Origin of the sequence: Gottfriedia sp. NPDC056225 (genome assembly GCF_042267765.1) — a bacterium.
GTDB lineage: Bacteria > Bacillota > Bacilli > Bacillales > Bacillaceae_G > Gottfriedia.
Genome location: NZ_JBHJTJ010000011.1, coordinates 42,681 through 64,265 on the forward strand (window position 1 = coordinate 42,681; position 21,585 = coordinate 64,265).

24 protein-coding genes are annotated in these 21,585 nt (G+C 32.2%); 4 read left to right on the top strand and 20 right to left on the bottom strand.

Features of this window, described 5'->3' with window-relative positions:
• Positions 1–170: 170 nt before the first annotated feature.
• Entirely contained in the window at positions 171–932 is a 762-nt protein-coding gene (locus tag ACFCYN_RS09795) for a metallophosphoesterase (protein WP_375949008.1), read from the bottom strand.
• Between the two features lie 74 nt (positions 933–1,006).
• A complete protein-coding gene (locus ACFCYN_RS09800) occupies positions 1,007–1,543 on the bottom strand; it encodes a maltose acetyltransferase domain-containing protein (protein ID WP_375949127.1) in 537 nt (178 codons plus the stop codon).
• A 224-nt stretch (positions 1,544–1,767) separates the two neighbouring features.
• Here ACFCYN_RS09800 and ACFCYN_RS09805 point away from each other — a divergent pair, with 224 nt between their 5' ends.
• Positions 1,768–2,391, top strand: a complete 624-nt coding sequence (locus tag ACFCYN_RS09805) for a LysE family translocator (protein ID WP_375949010.1) — start codon at positions 1,768–1,770, stop codon at positions 2,389–2,391.
• Positions 2,392–2,695: 304 nt separating this feature from the next.
• Here ACFCYN_RS09805 and ACFCYN_RS09810 read toward each other — a convergent pair whose 3' ends face one another.
• The 6 genes from ACFCYN_RS09810 to ACFCYN_RS09835 all read right to left on the bottom strand — a co-directional run bounded on the left by ACFCYN_RS09810 (position 2,696) and on the right by ACFCYN_RS09835 (position 9,080).
• Positions 2,696–3,703: a PTS sugar transporter subunit IIC gene (locus ACFCYN_RS09810; protein ID WP_375949012.1), complete on the bottom strand. Its 1,008-nt coding sequence runs from the start codon at positions 3,701–3,703 to the stop codon at positions 2,696–2,698.
• 118 nt (positions 3,704–3,821) lie between these two features.
• Positions 3,822–5,213 carry an argininosuccinate lyase gene (argH, locus tag ACFCYN_RS09815; RefSeq protein ID WP_172445719.1) on the bottom strand — a complete coding sequence of 464 codons (1,392 nt, stop codon included), beginning with the start codon at positions 5,211–5,213 and terminating at the stop codon, positions 3,822–3,824.
• A gap of 26 nt (positions 5,214–5,239) precedes the next feature.
• Positions 5,240–6,454, bottom strand: a complete 1,215-nt coding sequence (locus ACFCYN_RS09820) for an argininosuccinate synthase (protein ID WP_375949014.1) — start codon at positions 6,452–6,454, stop codon at positions 5,240–5,242.
• 49 nt (positions 6,455–6,503) lie between these two features.
• Entirely contained in the window at positions 6,504–7,490 is a 987-nt protein-coding gene (gene argF / locus ACFCYN_RS09825) for an ornithine carbamoyltransferase (protein WP_172447691.1), read from the bottom strand.
• A 303-nt stretch (positions 7,491–7,793) separates the two neighbouring features.
• Positions 7,794–8,231 (bottom strand): Dps family protein, encoded by a 438-nt coding sequence (locus tag ACFCYN_RS09830; RefSeq protein ID WP_172445721.1) that lies wholly within the window; start codon positions 8,229–8,231, stop codon positions 7,794–7,796.
• A 75-nt stretch (positions 8,232–8,306) separates the two neighbouring features.
• On the bottom strand, positions 8,307–9,080 hold the full coding sequence (locus ACFCYN_RS09835; protein ID WP_375949016.1) for a nucleotidyltransferase domain-containing protein: 774 nt from the start codon (positions 9,078–9,080) through the stop codon (positions 8,307–8,309).
• Between the two features lie 60 nt (positions 9,081–9,140).
• Between ACFCYN_RS09835 and ACFCYN_RS09840 the strand changes: the two genes are divergently transcribed.
• On the top strand, positions 9,141–9,425 hold the full coding sequence (locus ACFCYN_RS09840) for a YciI family protein (protein ID WP_375949018.1): 285 nt from the start codon (positions 9,141–9,143) through the stop codon (positions 9,423–9,425).
• Positions 9,426–9,475: 50 nt separating this feature from the next.
• Here ACFCYN_RS09840 and ACFCYN_RS09845 read toward each other — a convergent pair whose 3' ends face one another.
• From ACFCYN_RS09845 to ACFCYN_RS09860, 4 genes are all read right to left on the bottom strand, one after another.
• The gene (locus ACFCYN_RS09845) at positions 9,476–10,426 is read right to left on the bottom strand and encodes an aminoglycoside phosphotransferase family protein (protein WP_375949020.1); all 951 of its coding nucleotides are present in this window, start codon (positions 10,424–10,426) and stop codon (positions 9,476–9,478) included.
• A gap of 105 nt (positions 10,427–10,531) precedes the next feature.
• Positions 10,532–11,470 (bottom strand): MFS transporter, encoded by a 939-nt coding sequence (locus ACFCYN_RS09850; RefSeq protein ID WP_375949129.1) that lies wholly within the window; start codon positions 11,468–11,470, stop codon positions 10,532–10,534.
• A 6-nt stretch (positions 11,471–11,476) separates the two neighbouring features.
• Positions 11,477–11,794: an MFS transporter gene (locus tag ACFCYN_RS09855; protein ID WP_375949022.1), complete on the bottom strand. Its 318-nt coding sequence runs from the start codon at positions 11,792–11,794 to the stop codon at positions 11,477–11,479.
• 164 nt (positions 11,795–11,958) lie between these two features.
• On the bottom strand, positions 11,959–12,504 hold the full coding sequence (locus ACFCYN_RS09860; protein WP_375949024.1) for a GNAT family N-acetyltransferase: 546 nt from the start codon (positions 12,502–12,504) through the stop codon (positions 11,959–11,961).
• A 457-nt stretch (positions 12,505–12,961) separates the two neighbouring features.
• Between ACFCYN_RS09860 and ACFCYN_RS09865 the strand changes: the two genes are divergently transcribed.
• Positions 12,962–13,576 (top strand): DedA family protein, encoded by a 615-nt coding sequence (locus tag ACFCYN_RS09865; RefSeq protein WP_375949026.1) that lies wholly within the window; start codon positions 12,962–12,964, stop codon positions 13,574–13,576.
• 56 nt (positions 13,577–13,632) lie between these two features.
• On the opposite strand, the gene ACFCYN_RS09870 is transcribed toward ACFCYN_RS09865, so the two are convergent.
• The 8 genes from ACFCYN_RS09870 to ACFCYN_RS09905 form a co-directional block, all read right to left on the bottom strand.
• Positions 13,633–15,759 carry a heavy metal translocating P-type ATPase gene (locus ACFCYN_RS09870; RefSeq protein WP_375949028.1) on the bottom strand — a complete coding sequence of 709 codons (2,127 nt, stop codon included), beginning with the start codon at positions 15,757–15,759 and terminating at the stop codon, positions 13,633–13,635.
• 32 nt (positions 15,760–15,791) lie between these two features.
• A complete protein-coding gene (locus ACFCYN_RS09875) occupies positions 15,792–16,175 on the bottom strand; it encodes an ArsR/SmtB family transcription factor (protein ID WP_375949030.1) in 384 nt (127 codons plus the stop codon).
• A 236-nt stretch (positions 16,176–16,411) separates the two neighbouring features.
• Positions 16,412–17,116 (bottom strand): HAD family hydrolase, encoded by a 705-nt coding sequence (locus tag ACFCYN_RS09880; protein WP_375949032.1) that lies wholly within the window; start codon positions 17,114–17,116, stop codon positions 16,412–16,414.
• A 320-nt stretch (positions 17,117–17,436) separates the two neighbouring features.
• The gene (locus ACFCYN_RS09885; RefSeq protein WP_375949034.1) at positions 17,437–17,649 is read right to left on the bottom strand and encodes a hypothetical protein; all 213 of its coding nucleotides are present in this window, start codon (positions 17,647–17,649) and stop codon (positions 17,437–17,439) included.
• Between the two features lie 256 nt (positions 17,650–17,905).
• A complete protein-coding gene (locus ACFCYN_RS09890) occupies positions 17,906–18,322 on the bottom strand; it encodes a hypothetical protein (RefSeq protein WP_375949035.1) in 417 nt (138 codons plus the stop codon).
• Between the two features lie 683 nt (positions 18,323–19,005).
• Positions 19,006–19,371 carry a hypothetical protein gene (locus ACFCYN_RS09895; protein WP_375949037.1) on the bottom strand — a complete coding sequence of 122 codons (366 nt, stop codon included), beginning with the start codon at positions 19,369–19,371 and terminating at the stop codon, positions 19,006–19,008.
• Between the two features lie 29 nt (positions 19,372–19,400).
• On the bottom strand, positions 19,401–19,913 hold the full coding sequence (locus ACFCYN_RS09900; protein WP_375949038.1) for a GNAT family N-acetyltransferase: 513 nt from the start codon (positions 19,911–19,913) through the stop codon (positions 19,401–19,403).
• A gap of 57 nt (positions 19,914–19,970) precedes the next feature.
• Positions 19,971–20,678, bottom strand: coding sequence for a DNA alkylation repair protein (locus ACFCYN_RS09905; RefSeq protein ID WP_172445733.1), 708 nt, complete (start codon positions 20,676–20,678; stop codon positions 19,971–19,973).
• Positions 20,679–20,764: 86 nt separating this feature from the next.
• Here ACFCYN_RS09905 and ACFCYN_RS09910 point away from each other — a divergent pair, with 86 nt between their 5' ends.
• The gene (locus ACFCYN_RS09910; protein ID WP_375949040.1) at positions 20,765–21,550 is read left to right on the top strand and encodes a carbonic anhydrase; all 786 of its coding nucleotides are present in this window, start codon (positions 20,765–20,767) and stop codon (positions 21,548–21,550) included.
• Positions 21,551–21,585: the final 35 nt, after the last annotated feature.

The following is a 21,585-nucleotide window of genomic DNA, read 5'->3' on the forward strand; positions in this document are numbered from 1 at the left end:
ATTACTTGGGGGAAATTTGTCTTTTTTTATGTAAAAATCAAAACTTGCAAAATATTTTAATAATTATTATAATTTTCTAATTCGACCAAATTTTTACATAAATGTAAGTGGTTCGTGTTTTAATCAAGGATAAAAAAAAAAGATGCCAATGCATCTCATTTCTAATGACTTTATATACTCTTTATCTCAATATAATGAGTTTCAGGACGTGCACTTAATCTAAGTGGTATTTTCGTCGTTCCATATCCATTACTTATTATTTGAGTCATACCATTATACTGGTGTGTCTTACCTTTCTCATACGGCCCGTATCCAAAAATTCTAATTTGCCCTCCATGCGTATGACCGCTTAAAACAAGTGATACTCCATGTTCAATCGATAATAACTTTAGTACTCTAGGATTATGACTAACTAAAAGTTTAAATGTATCTTGTTTAACACCTTGAAAAGCAAGATCAATGTCCACCTTCCCCGTTTTCAAATCATCTACACCAATTATTGCCCACTCACTTTGTTGATGTCTTATCATTTCAGCTGCGTTTTTTAATACAACGACATTCCATTTATTAAATATTGTCTCTAAATCTTTCTTATTAATTTCGATATCATTATTACCCCAAACAAAATAGACCTTCCCAAGACTACTAAGCTTCTCTAAATTTTGTTCGATTCGTTCAAGTGGCACACCTTTTTCAACCAAATCTCCACCAATAATGACAAGATCGACTTGATTTGTCATTCGCTCTATAATAGAAGAATGGACTTTTCTTCTATGAATATCAGAAATAAAAAATATTCTAATTGGCTTTTCAAGAGATGTATTTGAAAAAGAAAATTCATGTTTTCTTACTATATTTAAATGGGCCTCTATAAACATATAAATTAATAACAAAAAACCTAGTACTATACAAATGAGTAAAATCGTAATCATATAGCCCTCCATTTCCAGCAGTGAAAGAATTGTATATACGCTGTGTACTTTTCAAAAAGGCTTTTTCGTAAATGTTACTTAATTTCCTTAATTATTCTAGCTGGATTCCCTCCAACAACTACATTATCAGGAACATCTTTTGTTACTACTGCACCTGAAGCGATTACTACATTATTTCCAACTTTAACTCCTGGATTAATAATCGCTCTACCTCCAACCCAAACATTATCACCAATTGTAACTGGCTTGCCATATTCCGCTCCACTAGCCCTTTCAACTGGATCAAGTGGATGTGTAGCTGTATATATATGGACACCAGGTGCCATAAAACAATTTACTCCAATGTGAACGGGGCATACATCCAAAATGACACAATCAAAGTTGGCATAGAAATTTTCACCTACATGAATATTGTAGCCGTAATCACAACGAAATGTAGGCTCAATATATATACTATCACCAGTCGAACCAAATAACTGCTTTATTAAATTTTCTCGTATACTACTTTCTGTTTCAAGTGTCAAATTATACTCACGAGTTAAGCTTCGAGCACTAATTCTCTCCTCAATCAATTGTAGATCCCATGCTAAATACATCTCACCGTTTATCATCTTTTCTTTCTCAGTCAAAAGAAATCATCCTCTCTTCTAATGCAAGAATAAGTTGATGAAGAGAATAACTCAACCTTGTTATTACCTCTATTTCTACTATCAATTCTTGCTCTTTTAAGCCTTTAAATTCCCTTATATCTCAAACTGCTACCTCTGCACTTCCTTCCCCTAATATGTTAAAGTTAAAATATTAAACTCGAACATATTTTATTGGAGGTATTAAGTTGGATTTAACGATTTACTTATCATTTATAGGAGTGTCTTTATTATTAATTATAGCACCTGGGCCAGATAATATATTTGTGATGGCACAAAGTATTTCTTACGGGAAAAAAGAAGGAATCGCAACGGCATGTGGTCTTTGTTCTGGTGTGACAATTCATACTCTTGCTGCTTCGATTGGATTATCTGCCATCTTATATAAATCAGATGTCGCTTTTTCCATTTTAAAATACTTAGGTGCTTTTTATTTACTTTATTTAGCTTATCAGGCATTTCGTTCAAGTAATGAAGTAGGTTCATTTACGAAACCAAAAAAGCAAACTTTACCTGCTTTATACCGTCGTGGTTTTTTGATGAATGTACTGAATCCTAAGGTTTCATTATTCTTTTTAGCATTTTTACCTCAATTTATAAACAAGAATGGTATGGCAGTTCCTCTACAAATGATTATTTTAGGTTTAACTTTTATGGTATTAACACTAATTGTATTTTCTATTATAGCTATTTTTGCAGGTAGCTTAGGTGAAAAATTGTTACAAAATGAGAAATCTTCTAAAGCTATCAATCTAGCACAAGGTATTATTTTTACGGCAATTGGATTAAAACTATTTTTTATGGACCGATGAAAACGTATTTTAAATTGAACAGAAAAATGAGTACTTTAATTAGTACTCATTTTTCTATTTGTTTGGAAGTAAAATTTATCTATTTACTCTTATCTTATTGGTTTTTTATATGATGTTGTTCTGTTTTAGTTAATTCACATTCTATTTTATTATTATTTCGTTTAATTTAGTAGGTTTCCCTCAAATATTCATAATTCATGATCCTTTATTTGCAGAATACCCGATTTTAATTTCAGTTTTCACTTTTTTATTTGCACTTTTCATCATTTCATTTGCACTCCATCATTCAACACATACCTAGAATTTATAAGATTTTCAGTTCCCCTGCTTTTATCATACCTGCTTGTTTTAAGAGCATATACACGATATACGAAACGATTCCTGGAACTAATATGTATGTCACAACCATGGGTATAATAGCTGCACTTCCATATGTTGCTAATAAATTCATTGGGGCAACGAGTGCACATAAGCCTAATCCTGCAATTTCTTTTGGTGCTTCTATATGAAATAAGAATACAGATATTGGCCCAGCCACAGCACTTGCAATTATAGTCGGGATAAGAATCTTTATATTTCTAGTTACATTCGGTAGCTGTAACTTAGGAGTGATGATTAATAAACCAAGAATACTTCCTGGATCGTTCTCTCGTGCAGAGATAATTGCTAAACCAACAAACTGTGCTGCACATCCTGCTAATGCAGCTCCTCCAGCAATCCCATCTAGATTTAATGCAATTGCTAGTGCGGCAGAAGAGGCAGGTGAAACAATCAATATTCCCCACACAACTGCTAACACAATAGAAGAAATAATAGGTGAACCTTCAGTCGAGCCTTTAATAAAATTCCCAACTGCTATTAATATGGGCGAAATCCATTTTGATAAATATAATCCAATTAATCCAGCAATTAAAATTGAAAATAGAGGTACAACCATTAAATCTAGTTTCGTTTTACCTTGAATGGCTTTTCCAATTAAAATAGCAACTAAAGCTGCCAATAATGCTCCGACTGGTTCTCCCATTTTAATGGTCATCGCCGTATCTACCATCAATAAAGCTCCAGAACCTATTATCGCAGCGGCCATTGCGGAAAAAATTATCAGCGTACCAGAGCCTAATAAAACTGCTATTCCTGCTCCAATAGCTGGTGCCATTAATAACTTAGTTGAAAAGCCAATTGTTATTAACGATTCAAAATGAAAAATCTTTCCAATACTCTCCAGTAATGAACCGATACCGATCATGACAAACACGGCGTGTGCAATGCCTTCTGATGCTCTAAAAACACTACTTTTTTCTTGCGTACTCATATTATACCTACCTTTTTTTAGTAACTACTTCTAGTATTTGCTAAATGAATAGAAAATTATTTATTAATAGAAGCACAAAAAAAAACGTCCAAATGGTTGGACGCTTTCAATTAGAAAATTATACCATATTTGTCGAAAAACTTAAACACTCTTCAGCTTTCATTATTTGTTTCCAAACTTCATTCGTTGAAGTTCCACCTTCACTTATTCTTGCTTCCATAACCGTTTTTGGATTTAATGTATGATAAATATCCTCTTCAAACACTTCATTAATTTCCTTATATTCTTCTAGTTTTAATTCCCCTAGAAATTTATGATTCTCGATCGCATATAAAACTGTTTTTCCAACAATTTCGTGCGCTTGACGGAATGGAATATTTTTTCTAACTAAATAGTCTGCAAGGTCGGTAGCATTAGAATAATCATTCTTAACAGCTTCATACATGCGATTTTCGTTTACTTTCATTGTATCGATAATCCCTGATAGTAATTGCAATGATCCCACAACTGTGTAAACAGTGTCGAACATACCTTCTTTATCCTCTTGCATGTCCTTGTTATAAGCTAAAGGTAGTCCCTTTAAAACAGTTAATAATCCGATTAGGCTACCATAAACTCTTCCTGTTTTACCTCGAAGTAATTCTGGAACATCTGGGTTCTTTTTCTGCGGCATAATACTAGAGCCCGTACAAAAAGCATCATCTAATTCAATAAACTGAAATTCTTGACTAGACCAAATGACAAACTCCTCTGACAATCTAGAAATATGTGTCATCAGTAATGATGCATGTGAAAGGAACTCTATGATAAAATCACGATCGCTTACTGCATCTAAACTATTATGGTAAATGTCGCTAAAACCAAGCAATTCAGCAGTTCGATAACGGTTAATTGGGAATGTAGTTCCAGCTAATGCACCTGCACCTAATGGCGAGATATCTACTCGTTTTAAGCTATCTTTGAAACGGCTCTTGTCACGTTCAAGCATCCAAAAATACGTTAGTATATGATGTGCAAACGAAACAGGCTGTGCTCTTTGTAAGTGCGTATATCCAGGCATAATTGTATTTACATGTTTTTTTGCTTGAGAAACAATTTTATTTTGAACGTCTTCAATTAATTGAATAATGGAGGTCGTATTATTTTTTAAAAATAGATGCATATCCGTTGCAACTTGATCATTTCGACTACGACCTGTATGTAGTTTTCCACCTACAGGACCAATTTCTTCAATTAACAAACTTTCGATATTCATATGAATATCTTCATTTTCAACACTAAATTGAACTTCATTTTTCTCAATTTTTTTTAAAATCTTGTTTAAACCATCTATTATTAAACCAGCTTCATTTAGTTCAATAATGCCACATTCGCCAAGCATAGTCGCATGCGCTATACTACCAGCTATATCTTCCTTAGCCATTAATTGATCAAATTTAATTGATGCTGTAAATTCTTCTACTAATTGATTTGTATCCTTCGTAAACCGTCCGCTCCAAAGCTTTGACATAGCTACCTCCTTATTCCAAAACAATTTTATTTACTTAAAACAGTACTTTTATGTGTCACTTCGCTATATACCTTCGTTGGTAATCCCCATAATTTAATAAATCCTACAGCTGCATTGTGATCAAACATGTCACCCTTTGAATAAGTTGCAAGCTCTTCATTATATAAACTGTTTTCAGATTTTCTACCTACTACTGTATGATTACCTTTAAATAATTTCACACGAACAACACCTGTTACCGTTTCCTGTGTTGTATTAACAAACGCATCTAAAGCTCCCATTAAAGGTGAATACCATAATCCATCGTAAAGCATTTTCGAAAACTGTTGTTCGATATTTACTTTAAAGTTTGTTACTTCTCGAGGCAGTGTTAGGAACTCTAATTCTTTATGTGCATTGATTAAAATTAATGCTGCTGGGTTTTCATAAACTTCACGAGATTTAATGCCTACTAATCTATTTTCAATATGGTCGATTCTTCCAACACCGTGCTTTCCACCTATGCCATTTAACTGTTCAATTAATTGAACTAAATCAATAGGTTGACCGTTCAAGGCAACAGGAACACCTTTAGTAAACTCAATTTCAATATATTCAGGTACGTCCGGAGTATTTTCAATCGCATTCGTCCAATCAAAAGCTTCTTCTGGTGCTTCATTCCATGGATTCTCTAATACACCCGCTTCACATGCTCTTCCCCAAATATTTGCATCGATTGAAAATGGATTATCTAAATCAACTGGAATTGGCACACCATTTTCATTTGCATACTGTATTTCCTCATCACGAGTCATACCCCATTCACGAACAGGTGCTACTACTTTAAGATTTGGATTTAAAGCCATTACTGAAACCTCAAAACGAACTTGGTCATTTCCTTTTCCAGTACAACCATGGGCTACTGCAACTGCCCCTTCTTGTTTTGCTACTTCAACTAATAATTTTGCAATTAAAGGTCTTGATAAAGCAGAAGATAGAGGATATTTACCTTCATATAAGGCATTCGCTTTTAGAGCAGGAACAATGTACTCATTTGCAAATAAATCTTTAACATTGATCATATATGACTTAATTGCACCTAAATTTAACGCCTTTTGACGAACGGCTTCTACATCTTTTCCTTCCCCTAGATCAAGACAAAGCGCGATTACATCATAGTTATATTTTTCTTGTAACCACTTAATACAAACTGAAGTATCTAATCCACCTGAATATGCTAAAACAATTTTTTCATTTTCCATGTTATTACCCCCGATAGTCGAATATAAAAAATATAATAGATTATTAGAATTATAAATTACTCATTAAAGCAACAAGGATCGCTTTTTGAGCGTGAAGTCGATTTTCTGCTTCATCAAATACTACTGAATGCTTACCATCAATTATTGAAGCAGTTACTTCTTCCCCTCGATGTGCAGGTAAGCAGTGCATAAATAAATAATCTTCTTTTGCGTTTTCTAATAAGTGATCATTTACTTGATAAGGACTAAAATCTTTTAAACGAATTTCAGTTTCTGTCTCTTGCCCCATACTGGTCCAAACATCCGTAATAACAACGTCCGCTCTACTTACACCATCGATTGGATTATTGACTACTTCAATAACACTTCCATTTGTTTTTGCAACATGCTTCATTGATTGAAGTACAACTTTATTTGGCTCATACCCTACGGGACAAGCAATTGTTAAATACACACCAAGCTTAGCTGCCCCTTCAATTAACGAATGGCAAATATTATTATTCCCATCTCCAACGTAAGCAATCTTCAAACCTTTTAATCTACCTTTATGTTCAAGAATTGTTAAGAAATCAGCCAATATTTGAGCGGGGTGATGTAGATCTGTTAAGCCATTGATAACTGGAATTGACGAGTGCTCAGCAAACTCCGTTAACATTTCATGAGAGTTCGCACGGATCATTACGCCATCTACATATCGAGAAAATACTTTAGATGTATCATGAACGGATTCACCTCTGCCCAACTGTAAATCCTTGCTGCTCATAAAGATTGCATGACCACCTAATTGCATCATAGCGATTTCAAAAGAAAGTCTTGTTCTCGTTGAATTTTTTTCAAATATCATCCCTAATACTTTGTCTTTTAAATAAGGATGCGCCTCTTTCGCTTTTTGCATATTTTTCATCTCTAATGATTTTTCAAGTAAGAATAATAATTCACTAGATGAAAACTCACTAATCGTTAGAAAATTTTTCCCTTTAAAATCCGACCATTTAACAGAGCTAAAATTCCCTTTTGTAACATTTCCCTTCGGCATTTGTGTATAGCTAGTTTTTTTCACATGATTTTCTTTCAATACTTTACTCATAAATCCATCCCCTTTTTTAGAAGCTCAGATTCTTATATAATGAATGATTATACACAAATATAAATAATTATACAATTCATTTTTTTGTTTTTTTTGGTAATTTCCCAAGACAAATGAACCGCACCTAAAAAATACCTTGATACCACTCACTTCATATTAAAAAAACAACTAGAAAAATCACTTAAAATAAAAAAAGGCGAACTAACCAAACCCCATTTATGAGTCGGCCAATTCACCTTTACTAATATTTATTCATTTACCAAGAAATGACTTTAACATCCAAAGCATCTTTTCTATTTCAGCAATTTTACCTAAAAATAAATCAGCTGTTTCTTGGTCATTACTTTCTTCTGCTATTGAAATCACATCACGTGATTCTTGTACAATTTTTTCATAGTCCCTAATTAAATCCGATACCATTTCTTCTGCAGAAAAAGTATGATTGCCTTCTTTGATCGTAGCGGTTTCTAAATATTCACGAAGTGTTGCAATTGGTTTTGAACCTATTGTTAAAATTCGTTCACCTAATTCATCTACCATTACTTTTGCATCATCATAATACAATTCAAATTTTTCATGTAGAGTAAAGAAATTCTGTCCTTTTACATACCAATGATAATTATGTAATTTTACATATAACACATTCCAGTTTGCGAGTTGCTGATTTAATAAACTTTCTAAGTTCGTCAATTTCGTTCACACTCCATTTCGGCTATTCTTTGTTAAAATACATAGAAATTTTTCCCAAAAGGAGTGAGTTCTATTCTATTCTTTCCATGATTCTTCAAGTGTATTTCGAAATAATTCATTGAAATCACTCATATTTACCTTACTGAATTCCTTGATTTCCTTAACATATTCTTCAAAAAATTGGATTTTATTTTCAATGAACTCATTTAACACATCTTTTCTTGGCTCTAAATCAAATTCGTCACCCTGTTTTTTTCGGATTAATAACTGGTTTACTTCGTCTAAAAATCCCTTCTCTAAACCTTCAATTTCTAGTAAGTCATCAAACAAAATTGGAGGGATTTCCTTATATTTCTCAAGCCACATACAAGCCAAAATCGGTCTTAATACATAAAAATACTTTTTTATTTTCACTTCTTGACCTTGTAAATAATCTCGGTAATTACCTTTGGCCATGTGGAGGTAATGGTAAATACATGCTTTTTTAGAAAGCATTTCATTACCAATTTTCCTTAATTCTTCTGAAAGTGTTAAATCATCTAAATAAACAATTGGTGATCGTAACCATTCTAATAAGGCCGGATTGGATTTCGCAAAAAGATTAAGTGCCTTTTTTATATCCCACCCACTGAAGTCAAGCAAATCATTAATTGGATATTCTATGACATCACGTTTTTGATCAATACTTAAATACCAATCTTTGCGGTGAACATAAACAAACCTTACATCATAGTCACTATCTTTAGATGGAAAACCCCAAGCCCTACTTCCAGACTCAACTGCAAAAAGAATCTTTACATCATGTTCAATTTCTATTTGTTTTAGTTTTTCAGTTATGATTTCCCTCATGATTATCACCTTCATTACATGCTATAGTATAACTAGTATAAACGATTGGATGTGTGATGAGTGGAAAACTTTATTTATGTTTTAAAACCAGTTCGATCAACTTTTTTAAACGATTCCACAGAGGAAGAAAGAAGTATCGTATCAGAGCATTTTCATTATCTTCAAAATTTAAATATAGAAAAAACGGTGTCACTAGCAGGCCGAACAGAAAACGCTGAGTTTGGAATTGTCATATTGCATGCAGAAAACTTACAACATGCTGAAGGTATAATGCAAAATGATCCAGCAGTTAAAAAGAAAGTTATGACTGCTGAATTATATCCTTTTTTAATTGCACTAAATTAATAAAATAAGCATCGAAATTGACTAATCTAGCCACTTTCGATGCTTTTTATTTAATGATTAAAATTAAAAAATATCTTTTCAAGCTCTTTAAAACTAGCAGCTTTCTTAGCCGCATCAGACTTCTCTTGATAAAAACTAATATTACTAAATCGATGTAGTAATAAATAAATCATTAATTCATTTTGAAATTCTTCACTTAATTCATTTTCGAAATATCCATAGCTTTCTAGGAAGATTTTATTTAGTCCCTCGTATGGATAAAACATAAATGCAATTGGTCCAAGCAAATCATATTTAGCGTTACCTACAAAGCAATCAGCAAAATCAATTAAACCAGTAAATTTCCACATACCATCTACATTATTCATGATTAAATTGAATGGAGTGTATTCTCCAGTTAATAGTACGGTCTGCTCATTGTCTTGAATTGTTTTACGAACAACATAACTTTGTAATTGGCTAAATAACACTTCATTCATTCCGTTATTTCTATGATGAATTTCTAATTGCTGTAATTGATTCGATAAAAATTGATTCCAATCTTCATAGTCTTCTTGTCTTGAAGTAATCGTTGCTTCATGAATTTCTCTAATTATTTTTCCTAAATCAAACGCAATTTGCTTTTTCTCTTCTAGCGAGAGCTCATCAAAAATATCGATTAACAGTGTACCTTTTAGTTCACTCATTATTAAATAATTCCAGCCTTCAAATTGTCCTGTGGTGATTATTTGAGGAATATCAACAGAAAAAGTTCGGGCATTTAAAAACTCAAGAACTTGCTTCTCCTTTATAAACTCATCATTCACATAGGATGGATATAATTTAATAACGATTCTACCATCTACACTAAAAACGATATTCCCACCGTACGAAAATCGATTAAGCCTCTTGTAATCTATATTTTCCAAATCACAAATTTTGCTAATCTTACCTTCCCAAAAACAATTTTTCCCACGCATTATTTTATATTTATCTTTTGTTATTTTATAAAGATAGGTCATATTAACACCTCTTAAATCTATTCTCTATCATTTAATTATCAGTTGACGCTAACAAAAATACAAGCTTAAGAAACACAAAACAATTTTTCATATAAGCTATATTTTTTACGCAGTAAGATTTTGGTTTAAGACCGCCTTTCTTTTAATATTAAGTACAAATAAAGTAGCGACTAAACAAAAAATTCCTGCTGCAATAAAGATTGATTGATATGCGTTTAACCAAGAATAAACTAGACCCCCACCATATGCTGCCGCTCCAGCACCTAATTGATGCGCCGTATAAATCCATCCATAGATGACGCCAACTTTTTCTTTACCAAAGTGATCCGTTGCTAGTTTAATCGTTGGAGGTACTGTAGCAATCCAATCCATTCCATAAAATATAGCAAAAGCACTTAAATAGACTAATGAATTTGTAGAGAGTGCAAATGGAAGAATTAATAATGATAAACCTCTTAAACCGTAATACCAAAATAATAACCAACGATTATCGAAGCGATCTGAAATATAGCCAGATAAAGTAGTTCCAATAATATTAAAAATCCCCATAAATGCTAATATACTAGCAGCAGTAACTTCTTTGTAACCATAATCAATACAAAGGGATATAAAATGCGTACCGATTAAACCACTTGTTGAAAAACCACAAACAAAAAAACTCCCTGCCAATAACCAAAAAACTTTCGATTTAACACCTAATTTTAAACCATCAAACGCTGCCTTCACTGGATTGATGTTGTTTACTTGTTTCTTATTACTTTGTTCTGCCCCTAATGGCAAAACTCCAATATCTGACGGATCACCCTCCATAAAAATCCAAAGTAAAACATAAACAAAAACACCGAAAAAGAAGATTGTTAATACTGCACTTCTCCACGAATAGTTTTCAACGATATATGCCATCAACGGTAAAAATACAAGCTGACCAGCAGCAGAACTAGAAGTTAAAAGTCCTAGTGCCAATCCTCGCTTTTTTTCAAACCATGTCGTAGCGACATAAGCATTTAATACCGTTAAAAATGTACCTGCACTAAGTCCAATAATGACTCCCTAAATAATAAATAAGTGCCATATTTGCGTCATAATTGTTGTTAATAATACTGCTACTAATAATGCACCCATCCCTATTAACAACACACTTCTCACATTAAACTTTTGATATAGCCCTGCTATAAATGGACCAGAAAACCCAACGAGAGTAATACAAACCGCAAATGCTCCTGAAATTGATGCCCTACTCCATCCGAATTCTTTTTCAAAAGGAATCATCATCACTCCAGACATTGTATTTGTCACCGCTGCAATAAGAACAGATAGGAATGTAACGATTAATATAATCCAAGCATAATGTATTTTTCCGTTCTTCAAACAAACTCCTCCTTCTATACAAGACCATCGTTTTATCTCTATTCATAACAAACTTATTAAGTCATTTAAATCGAATAGGATCGTTTAAAGCATTATTCTTCTTCCATATCTTTCTGCACAAATAAGCGCTAGCATATTTAGCTAACGCGTTTAAATTAATTTATTTACTTTTGCCACTCATTTTTCAACATACTATATACTGCTATGTCATAAAACTTTTCTCTAATTTGTTGTGCCTCTCTTTGAACTCCCTCATGCTTAAATCCTAAACGCACTGGAATCGCTCTACTCTTTTCATTTTCTACAGCCGCTCTAATAACGACTCTATTTAAATTGAGCTCTTCATAACAATATGTAACTAAACCTTCTACAGCACGGCTCATGATCCCTTGTCCTTGCATCTTTTCACTGAGCCAATAGCCAATTTCAGTCGTTTGATTTGACCAGTCAATATAATGCAACCCTAACATACCAACTAACTCATCTTTATAAAAGATACCCGTTTCAAACCCATTATTATCAGCAAATTTTTGTAGCCACATCGGTATAATTGATCGTTGATAATCCTCAATCACTGGAATATTTTCAGCCCAAACTAACCACTCTTTTAAGGAGTTTTGATTTTCTTTTAGCGCTTCTACTAATTCTTCTGCATATTTTGGTGTTAATAAATTAATTGAAAGATCACTACTTAATTGTACTTTAAACATTTTTATCCCTCCTGATAAGAGCTGCGGTGAGTATTACCTTTGTCTCAAAGTTTCTATATTAATACTTTATTAAAGTGCTAAATCAATTCTGCTTTTTTATGGGTCTACTTTACTTCTCCATAAACTGTTAAAATCCTCTAGCAAAAAAATTCAATTTCACTAGTTTTTCTGCTGATTTTACACATTGCATATCTCAGATTGAATAGACTATTAAAATACGCTTTACTCTATATTTACGTCATTAACTTATTCGTAAAGTCCTCGAACTTATTTTTTAATTAATTCAAATTATTCTTACATTATACTAAATGTACATTTAATATGGTGAACTATTTATTATATTTATGTAACAACTTTCACAATAACTTGCCTAAATTAGTAGTTACATAGTATATTTTTTCACAAGGAATATTAAAACTTTCTAATCAAAAAAAAAAAAACAAATTGAGGTAATTTCATGCAAAATTGGATTATTGAAACGATGGATACTTTTGGTTATTTAGGTATCTTTTTATTGATCGCATTAGAAAATATCTTTCCTCCTATCCCATCCGAAGTTATTTTAACGTTTGGCGGATTTATGGCAACACAATCTTCACTTTCAAATATCGGAGTCATTTTCTTTTCAACTCTCGGTTCAGTAGTAGGCGCAGTCATCCTTTATTGGTGCGGTACATTATTAGATGTAAAAAAGTTAGAAAAAATCGTAGACCGCTGGGGTCATATTTTACGTTTAACTAAGAAGGATCTCTATAAAGCAGACGAGTGGTTTGCCAAATATGGTGTATGGACTGTCTTTTTCTGTCGTTTAATTCCATTAATTCGTAGCCTAATTTCGATACCAGCTGGAATGTCACGAATGAATTTTTGGATCTTTTTGTTATTTACTACTCTCGGTTCATTAATATGGAACACTGTCTTAGTGTTAGTCGGAGCGTCAGTTGGTGCTTCTTGGGAGAAGATTGTAGAGTATATGGATGTATATTCTAGTATAATTTATGGGATTTTAGGGATTGGAATAGTAATTTTTATTTTCCTATATATCAAAAAAAGAAAACATGCCACAAAATAATCAAAGAAAAACTCGAGACATTTAATCATAAGTCTCGAGTTTTTTATTTTTCCTTATTATCTCTGTCTTAAGACTCTCATCGAATTTAATACAGCTAAAACAGTCACGCCAACGTCTGAAATTACCGCTTCCCACATTGTTGCAATTCCAATCACGCCAAGTAATAAGAAAAATCCTTTTACAGCTAAAGCGAAAAAGATGTTTTGCCATACGATTTGTCTTGTTCGTTTCGCAATTTTTATTGCATCTACTATTTTAGAAGGTTCATCTGACATTAATACTACATCCGCTGCTTCAATAGCTGCATCAGATCCAATTCCACCCATTGCAATACCAACATCTGCTCGCGCTAGAACTGGTGCATCATTGATACCATCACCTACGAACGCAATTTTTTCCTTCTCAGATTTCATTTTCTCGATTAGCTCAAGCTTTTCAACTTTTTGGTGTGGAAGAAGCTCTGCATAAATTTCGTCTATTTTTAATTCGTCACCGATTTTTCTTGCAACAGAAGTAGAATCACCCGTCAACATCACAGACCTTTTAATACCAACTTGCATTAGCTCTGAAATAGCTTTTTTCGCATCATCTTTTAGTTGATCTGCGATGACAATTGAACCAACGTAGTGCTTATTTTTTGCTAAATAAACCGTAGTACCAACTTCTCTAGTTGGTTCATATAAAATTGAATGACTCTCCATTAGTCTTGAATTACCTACTAAAAGTTCGTCTTCATTAAACATAACGCTGATCCCATGTCCGGCAATTTCAGTGTAGTTGGATAGCTTTCCTTCTACAATTTCTTTACCGTATTTTTGGCGAATTGATAATGCAATAGGATGATTGGAATAAAACTCTGCATAAGCAGCTAATTCAAGTAGATCGTCTTTTGAATAACTTCGGGCAGGTACAATTGTACTTACTTGGAATTGTCCTTTCGTCAAAGTTCCTGTTTTATCAAACACAATATATTTTACATCATTTAATGCCTCTAAATAATTACTTCCCTTTACTAAAACGCCTGACCTAGAGGCTGCACCAATTCCTCCAAAAAAACCTAATGGGATTGAAACGACTAAAGCACATGGACATGAAATAACTAGAAAAATTAATGCTCTATATACCCAATCATATAATGTTTCACCAGGAATAATCACTGGAGGGATAATCGCAATAATAGCTGCTGTAATTACGACGATTGGTGTATAGATTTTTGCAAATTTTGTTATAAAATTTTCTGTTGGTGCCTTTTTATTTGTAGCATTTTGAACAAGCTCTAGAATTTTCGATACAGTTGATTCATTAAATTCCTTTGTTACTTCAATTTCTAATAAACCTTGGACGTTTATAAATCCACTTAATACTTCATCACCTTCAATTATTTCTCGCGGTAATGATTCACCTGTTAATGCTGAAGTATCAACACTAGAAGAACCGCTTTTTACGATTCCATCTAATGGAACTCTTTCTCCTGGTTTTACTACGATAATATCGCCTAATTGAATTTTCTCTGGAGATACTTTTTCAGTTTGATCGCCAGTTTTTAAATTAGCGTAATCAGGACGAATATCCATTAATTTCGAAATCGAGCTACGAGATCGATTGACTGCAATACTTTGGAATAATTCACCTAGCTGATAAAAAAGCATTACTGCGACAGCTTCAGGGTACTCCCCAATAATAAATGCACCAATTGTTGCTACACCCATTAAAAAATTTTCATCAAATACTTGGCCTCTAAATATATTTCGAACTGCTTTTAATACGACATCTGCACCTGCTATTAAATAGGCAGCTATAAAAAGAATCATTTGATAAAGAATCGGTAAGTTTAGTATTTGAGCTAAAATTAATAAAAAAGTACCGACGCCTAATTTAACAATTAATTTTTTTGTTTCGGCATTCATTCCAGATTGTTTCAATTGACCTACACTTGCATCCATTTTTGAAACAGGATTAATATGCGGTTCTAATAAGCGGATTTTATCCTTAGCACTTTCTAAAACCGTTTCTTTTTGGTCCTCACTAGTTGTAATAGTCATCGTTAATGTTGCAAAATTGACTGAACATGCGTCGACGCCTTCTAGTGTGGATACACCTTTTTCTATTTTCATTGCACAATTTGCACAATCAAGTCCTTCTAATTTTAACTCACTGTTTATTTGCCTTTGCTCCCTACTCAACAAACTCATCTCCTCTCAGGAAAACACACATCTTAATCCTCTAAAATATGTTCTAGTGCTTGATTGAAAATTTGTGTAACATGGTCATCTGCTAATGAATAATAAACTACTTTACCTTCTTTACGATTTTTTACTAAATGCGCTTGTTTTAGTACACGTAACTGATGTGAGATAGATGACTGAGTCATTTCTAATAAGTGTGCTAAGTCACATACACACATCTCAGATTGACTAAGTGCATGTAATATTCTTGTTCTTGTTTTATCTCCAAGAACTTTAAAAAGCTCTGCAACTACTGTGAGTGTATCAATATTTAGCATTCTTTCTTTTACTGAAAGAATAATATCCTCATGCATAACCGTTGTTTGACAAACTTCTTCACATAGATCGTCTACTTTCTTCTTTTCTTCAATCATAAACTGTCCTCCTATGAATACATGAGCAAACATTCATATGTTTTCTATACGTATATTATATGAGTGATTGTTCATATGTGTCAAAGTATTATTTGTAAAATTTTGAGGAATATTCAAATTCATTAAAGGAATACTTAGTTTAGTAAGTTTTTAGCTCGCAAATTCAACTAAATGGGCAACATAAGAAAAAAACTGCCTAATTAGACAGTTTGAGTGTTTGTATTAAGTTTTAAAATTTATTGATTTACCAAATTTCCAAATAAAAGTAATTTTAATTCATCTAATGACTGAATACTATCTATTCTATGATTATGCTCAATTTCGTCATAAGACCATGAATCTCTAATAATATGAATTGCTTTCATTCCAGCATCTATTGCAGGTACAATGTCACTTCTAAGTGAGTTTCCGATCATTACTGGATTACTTAATTTTTTATTTAACTCAAAATATATATTTATATCTTTCTTTTGTGTGATTATGACTTCATCAAAATATTGTACTAAGCCAGTATCCATCACACGCTTTGTTTGTACGTCTTTTTCACCTAAAGTCAAAATAGTCATACTTGCTACATCTTTGTGAATTGCCAATTCTTCTATTATAAATGTGTCACTTTGTAGCGGAACATTTTCTTGAAATATCATTTTTGCTAATGATTGTAATTGTTCAATGGCTGTACTAGAAATCTCGATATTATACTTTTTTATAAAAAATTCTAAAGTTGATCCCCACGCAAAAGGATAACGCTTTTTACTGAAACCCAACTCTTTTATTAGCTCCAGATCTATTTTATTAAAAACTTCTTTAATATCATTAATTATTACTTTTCCACCGAGTACTTCATAGACTAAATCCGCACATAAGTCTATGTTTTGTCGGAACGCTGCTTGAGTTTGAATTAACGTATCATCTAAATCAAAAATTAAATCATATTTCATAATTATGTTATCTCACTTTCCAACTGTACTTCATAGTTGTTAATTTTCTCATCATGTATAAGGTATTGTGATATACCTTCTCTAATTATATATGTAATTTTACGATGTGTCCCTTAATTATTTTTAAAAGTCTCCAGTGGATATCCGACACCTCTTAAATTAATGCATAAAAAAAAGCAGTTAATAACTGCCTACTAAGCTGTTGAAAAATGAGTTTGTCAATTAAGGATTAATATTTTTCAATGTAAAGGAAGCTGTTTGATGTTGATTTCCACTACAGGATTCTCGCTTTCCATGGGGCGAGTTCCTTGTAAATCTCTTTAGTGGTTTGATGTGCCTTTCCCTAATTCGTGTTCATATTCCATCACTTGCTTCTTATGTTTTGTTTTAAGAAAAAAATAGGTAGACATTATTATAATTGCAAAAAGTGTAATGATAAAACCTGCACTAATTAATTTAAGAATTGTAAATTGCAAATCTAGCATTCCAAATTTATGTGCCTGATTAATCGTTTCATTTGTTAGGTTGTCCATTCACTTGACTCCTTTTTATTATTGATCCGACTTAAGATATACAACTTACATTCGCTTAAGTAATGGAAGTATTTTGATTAATTATATCAATACAGATCGTATTTTCGTTAGAAAATTTTTACTTTTTTATAAAAATTCAGAAAATTATTATTGAGCTAGTATGCAATTTACTCCATTAAAAAAATCGACTATATAGCCGATTAAGTTGTGTAACAAACGCTTCGGCTAGTTGCCTAGTACTTCTACTGCACTCTTCTTATTTATTATGTAATGGAATGATTTCACGAATCGTTTTATTTTTAATTTTATATTCTACCATGACTTCAATTTTTTCATTTTTTTCAGGTTTACTTGTCATGTCAACAAAACCACTATCGTTTACCTTCGTTTTTTCTTCCCAAGCTCCTCCTCCTACTTCTGTTTTATTGTTCACTAGATATGCAGAATGCAGGATTGTTGCTTTGTGATAATCCCATGTTGTACCCGTCCAACGGAATTCACCATCGTAATTCCCTTTTAGCCCTTCAGATAAGACGGCTTGTATATTTCCATCCTTTGTTGTTCCTACCCATATATTTGTTTCGGCAGCTAATTTTGGAGACTTCGATACACTAATGTAAAAGACGTATAAGATAACGAATAGTATAGCACCTAAAGACAATATTTTTTTCATTTTCCCACCTAGAATTGTACTCACATCTTCCATAATATATTTTTAGAAAATTATACCAATAAGTCGAGAAAATTGTAATTGGGGGAATTTTGCCTTTTTTAATATAAAAATAAAACAATTAAGAATCTTAAAAATAATGATAAAATAAAATATATCCTAATATTTTAATAGCACGAGGTGTTTAATGGACTATTTCATCAATACTTTAAAAAGGATTAGACCCTATTTAATGGCAATTATGCTAGGTAGTTTATTTCTAATTGATCCACAAAATATTAAATTAAAAATTATTGTAGTGTGCTTAATAGGTAGTTTTTCGATAATTGAAGCGTCTATTTTGAGCTATAAAAATAAAAAAATAACGAATAGTATGGATTTTATTATTGGGTTATTTTTAATCATCTTTTCGCTCTTCAATTTAATGATCTATATGCTGTATCTCATCATTCTTTTAGTTATTTTCTTGATAGTAGACATATTTAGGAAATTAAAAGTAACGGTATGATCTTCATTGATTTTCTATGAAGATCCTTTTTTTGAAATTTAAATAAAAAAAGTCAGACGGTTACAGTAACTGTCTGACCACTACTCGATGGGCATCGTTGTATTTATTAACTATGAATATCCAAAAACGGTATTTCAAACTGTCATTGGTGTTTCAACTCAATCTAAAGAAATATTAATCAATTTTCAATTAGTAGTTGCAATAGACTTGTTATTAAAAAGAAGTATCTTATTAGAAAACCAGCCCATGCAAAGCGTCTATATTTTGCCCATCTTTCTTCATTACCATTATGTTTACAAATCCAAAGTAGAATCCATAATCCAACTGGTAAAATTGGTATGACAATGTGGTAATTATCAAAATTAAAGTTAATACTAAATACAAACAATCCCATAAGTACAGCGATCAGTGCCTTCCACAATTTAGGTTTTAAAACATTTGTCCTATAGACCCAAAAAATTACATATCCAAAAACTAGATAATTTACTAACGAAATAATCGTAGAAGACAGGTGATATTCATTAAAATAGAATTGTCCGTGCATAGCATTCTCCTTTTTGTTATTTATCCTTACTAATAACTATGACGAACTTTACGAAAATATTTTACTAGTTCTCCATTTTCATCATCGATTGATTCTAAAATTAAGGTGAAATTATTTTTCTCAAGTATCTTAACTGAATTACTATTTTTAGCTTCGACAGTAGCTACTATCGATTTTAACTTTCTCATCTCGAAGCAATATTTTTCTATTAAACTAGCAACCTCAGAACCAAATCCATTTCCCCACTCTTTTTCTACTAATCGATAACCAATTTCAAACTCATTATTTTCATTTTTTATAACAGCAGCAGTTCCAATAAACTGATTATCTTCATTTTTACAAACTGCCATTACTACAAAATTCTGGTTATGAGCTTGATCCATTTGGAGAATCCTATTTAATTCCATTTCATTTTCATCCAGAGTTTTAGGCCGATTCATTATGTATTTCATTACATTTGCATTCGATTGAAGCTTATGTAAATTAGTTAAATCGTCATTTTTAAGCTTTCTTAAATAAAGTCTATTGGATTGAATGATCATTTTTATCTCCTTGTTCTAATAAAAAGCCACCTAATAAGATAGGCGACCGATTTCATGTTAACAAATACATGTTTTTTTCTTAACTCCAAGCCTTCCTTTCGCTTCTACCTTCTCAATGTAGTCTGTTGCAAGAGGTACTTTACAAGCTGTATCCCCTACGTCTACTCGGACTTTTCCAATTTTTTGTCCAACCATCATTGCTTCAACTGTTAGGCTAGGTACAAAACTTCCTACAGCAATTACAAAGCCATTCATCGTATAACGAACCCTATTTTTGGAAGTATGTATATTATTTTCAACATAATTAAGTAACTTACTAATTTCTTCCTTATCAATTGCTTCGTCTTTTGCAATTGATAAATAATGACTATAAGTACTCCATCCACAATCCTCAATTAATTCATCATCTGACTTTAGCCACTCTATCGCTAATTCAATTGCATACGGACTCTCGGCAGCAACAGCACCAACAATACTTTCAGCAATCATATACCAATGTGCTTCCTTCACCCACTTTTGAAGCTCTTCTTTTGTCATTAACTTTGGATTTACGGATAAACCTGCTAAATACATAGCATCCGAATTGCCTGTATGAAAAAGTGATAATGCCAAATCGTGATCCTTTTTTATATATTTTACAAGCTTTTTCATATCACCAATTTTCACTCCAAAAAAGGGTTCTTTTGCACCATGACGCAAAAAAGTCTTTTTCGTTTGTTCAGTCCCCATTTCCTCTAATGCTTTCATAACCTCTTCTAGTTTCATCTCTTCACCCCTTAATAAATGTTTGTTCCGTACCATCGTTGTCTAAAATGAATCCTATCATACATAACTTGAAAGGAAAGTATAAAATGAACTATTTTTTTCTAATTAGCATCATACTCAGCATTATTCTCTCATCTTGTTCAAATAGGAGTACAGACCATATAGTTCATCTAAATAATTCCATAGCTTCAGGAACAAATCATGAAGCTTGGTCATATACAGGTAAAACTGGACCTAATTATTGGAGCTCAATGAATAAAGAATTTAATCTTTGTTCTAATGGTAAAAACCAATCACCAATTAATATTAGCCAAACTGTAACAAAATCCCTACCTTTAGGTATTAACTATCATAGCGGACTTTTTAAGATAGAAAAAGATCACTACACCGTAAAATTAGTTTCCTTGAATAATTCAAATAACATTAATTTAAATGGAACAAACTATACTTTAAAACAGTTTCACTTTCACACACCAAGTGAACATACATTAAACGGTTTACATAGTGATTTAGAGATACATTTTATTAATGAAAATACGAAAAAGTCAGTTGTTACAATAGGCGTTTTAGTTAACGACGGAAGATTGAATAAAGAATTTCAGAAAATAATTAACGCCAGTCCTATGGACGAACAAAATAAAGAGAAGTTTGTAAAAATCAATTTACATTCACTTATTCCATATTCTAGTAAAAAAGTGGCCTATAATGGTTCTTTTACAACACCACCATGTACTGAAGGAATAAAATGGATTGTGTTTACTAAACCACTACAATTTTCAAAAAAACAAGTTCAATTCTATCAAAACCATTTCGAACCAAATAGCCGTCCTGTTCAACCTTTAAATGGTAGAGATTTATTTGAGTCTTGGTAAATACGAAATTAAAAAAAGTTATCCTACTCAAAGGA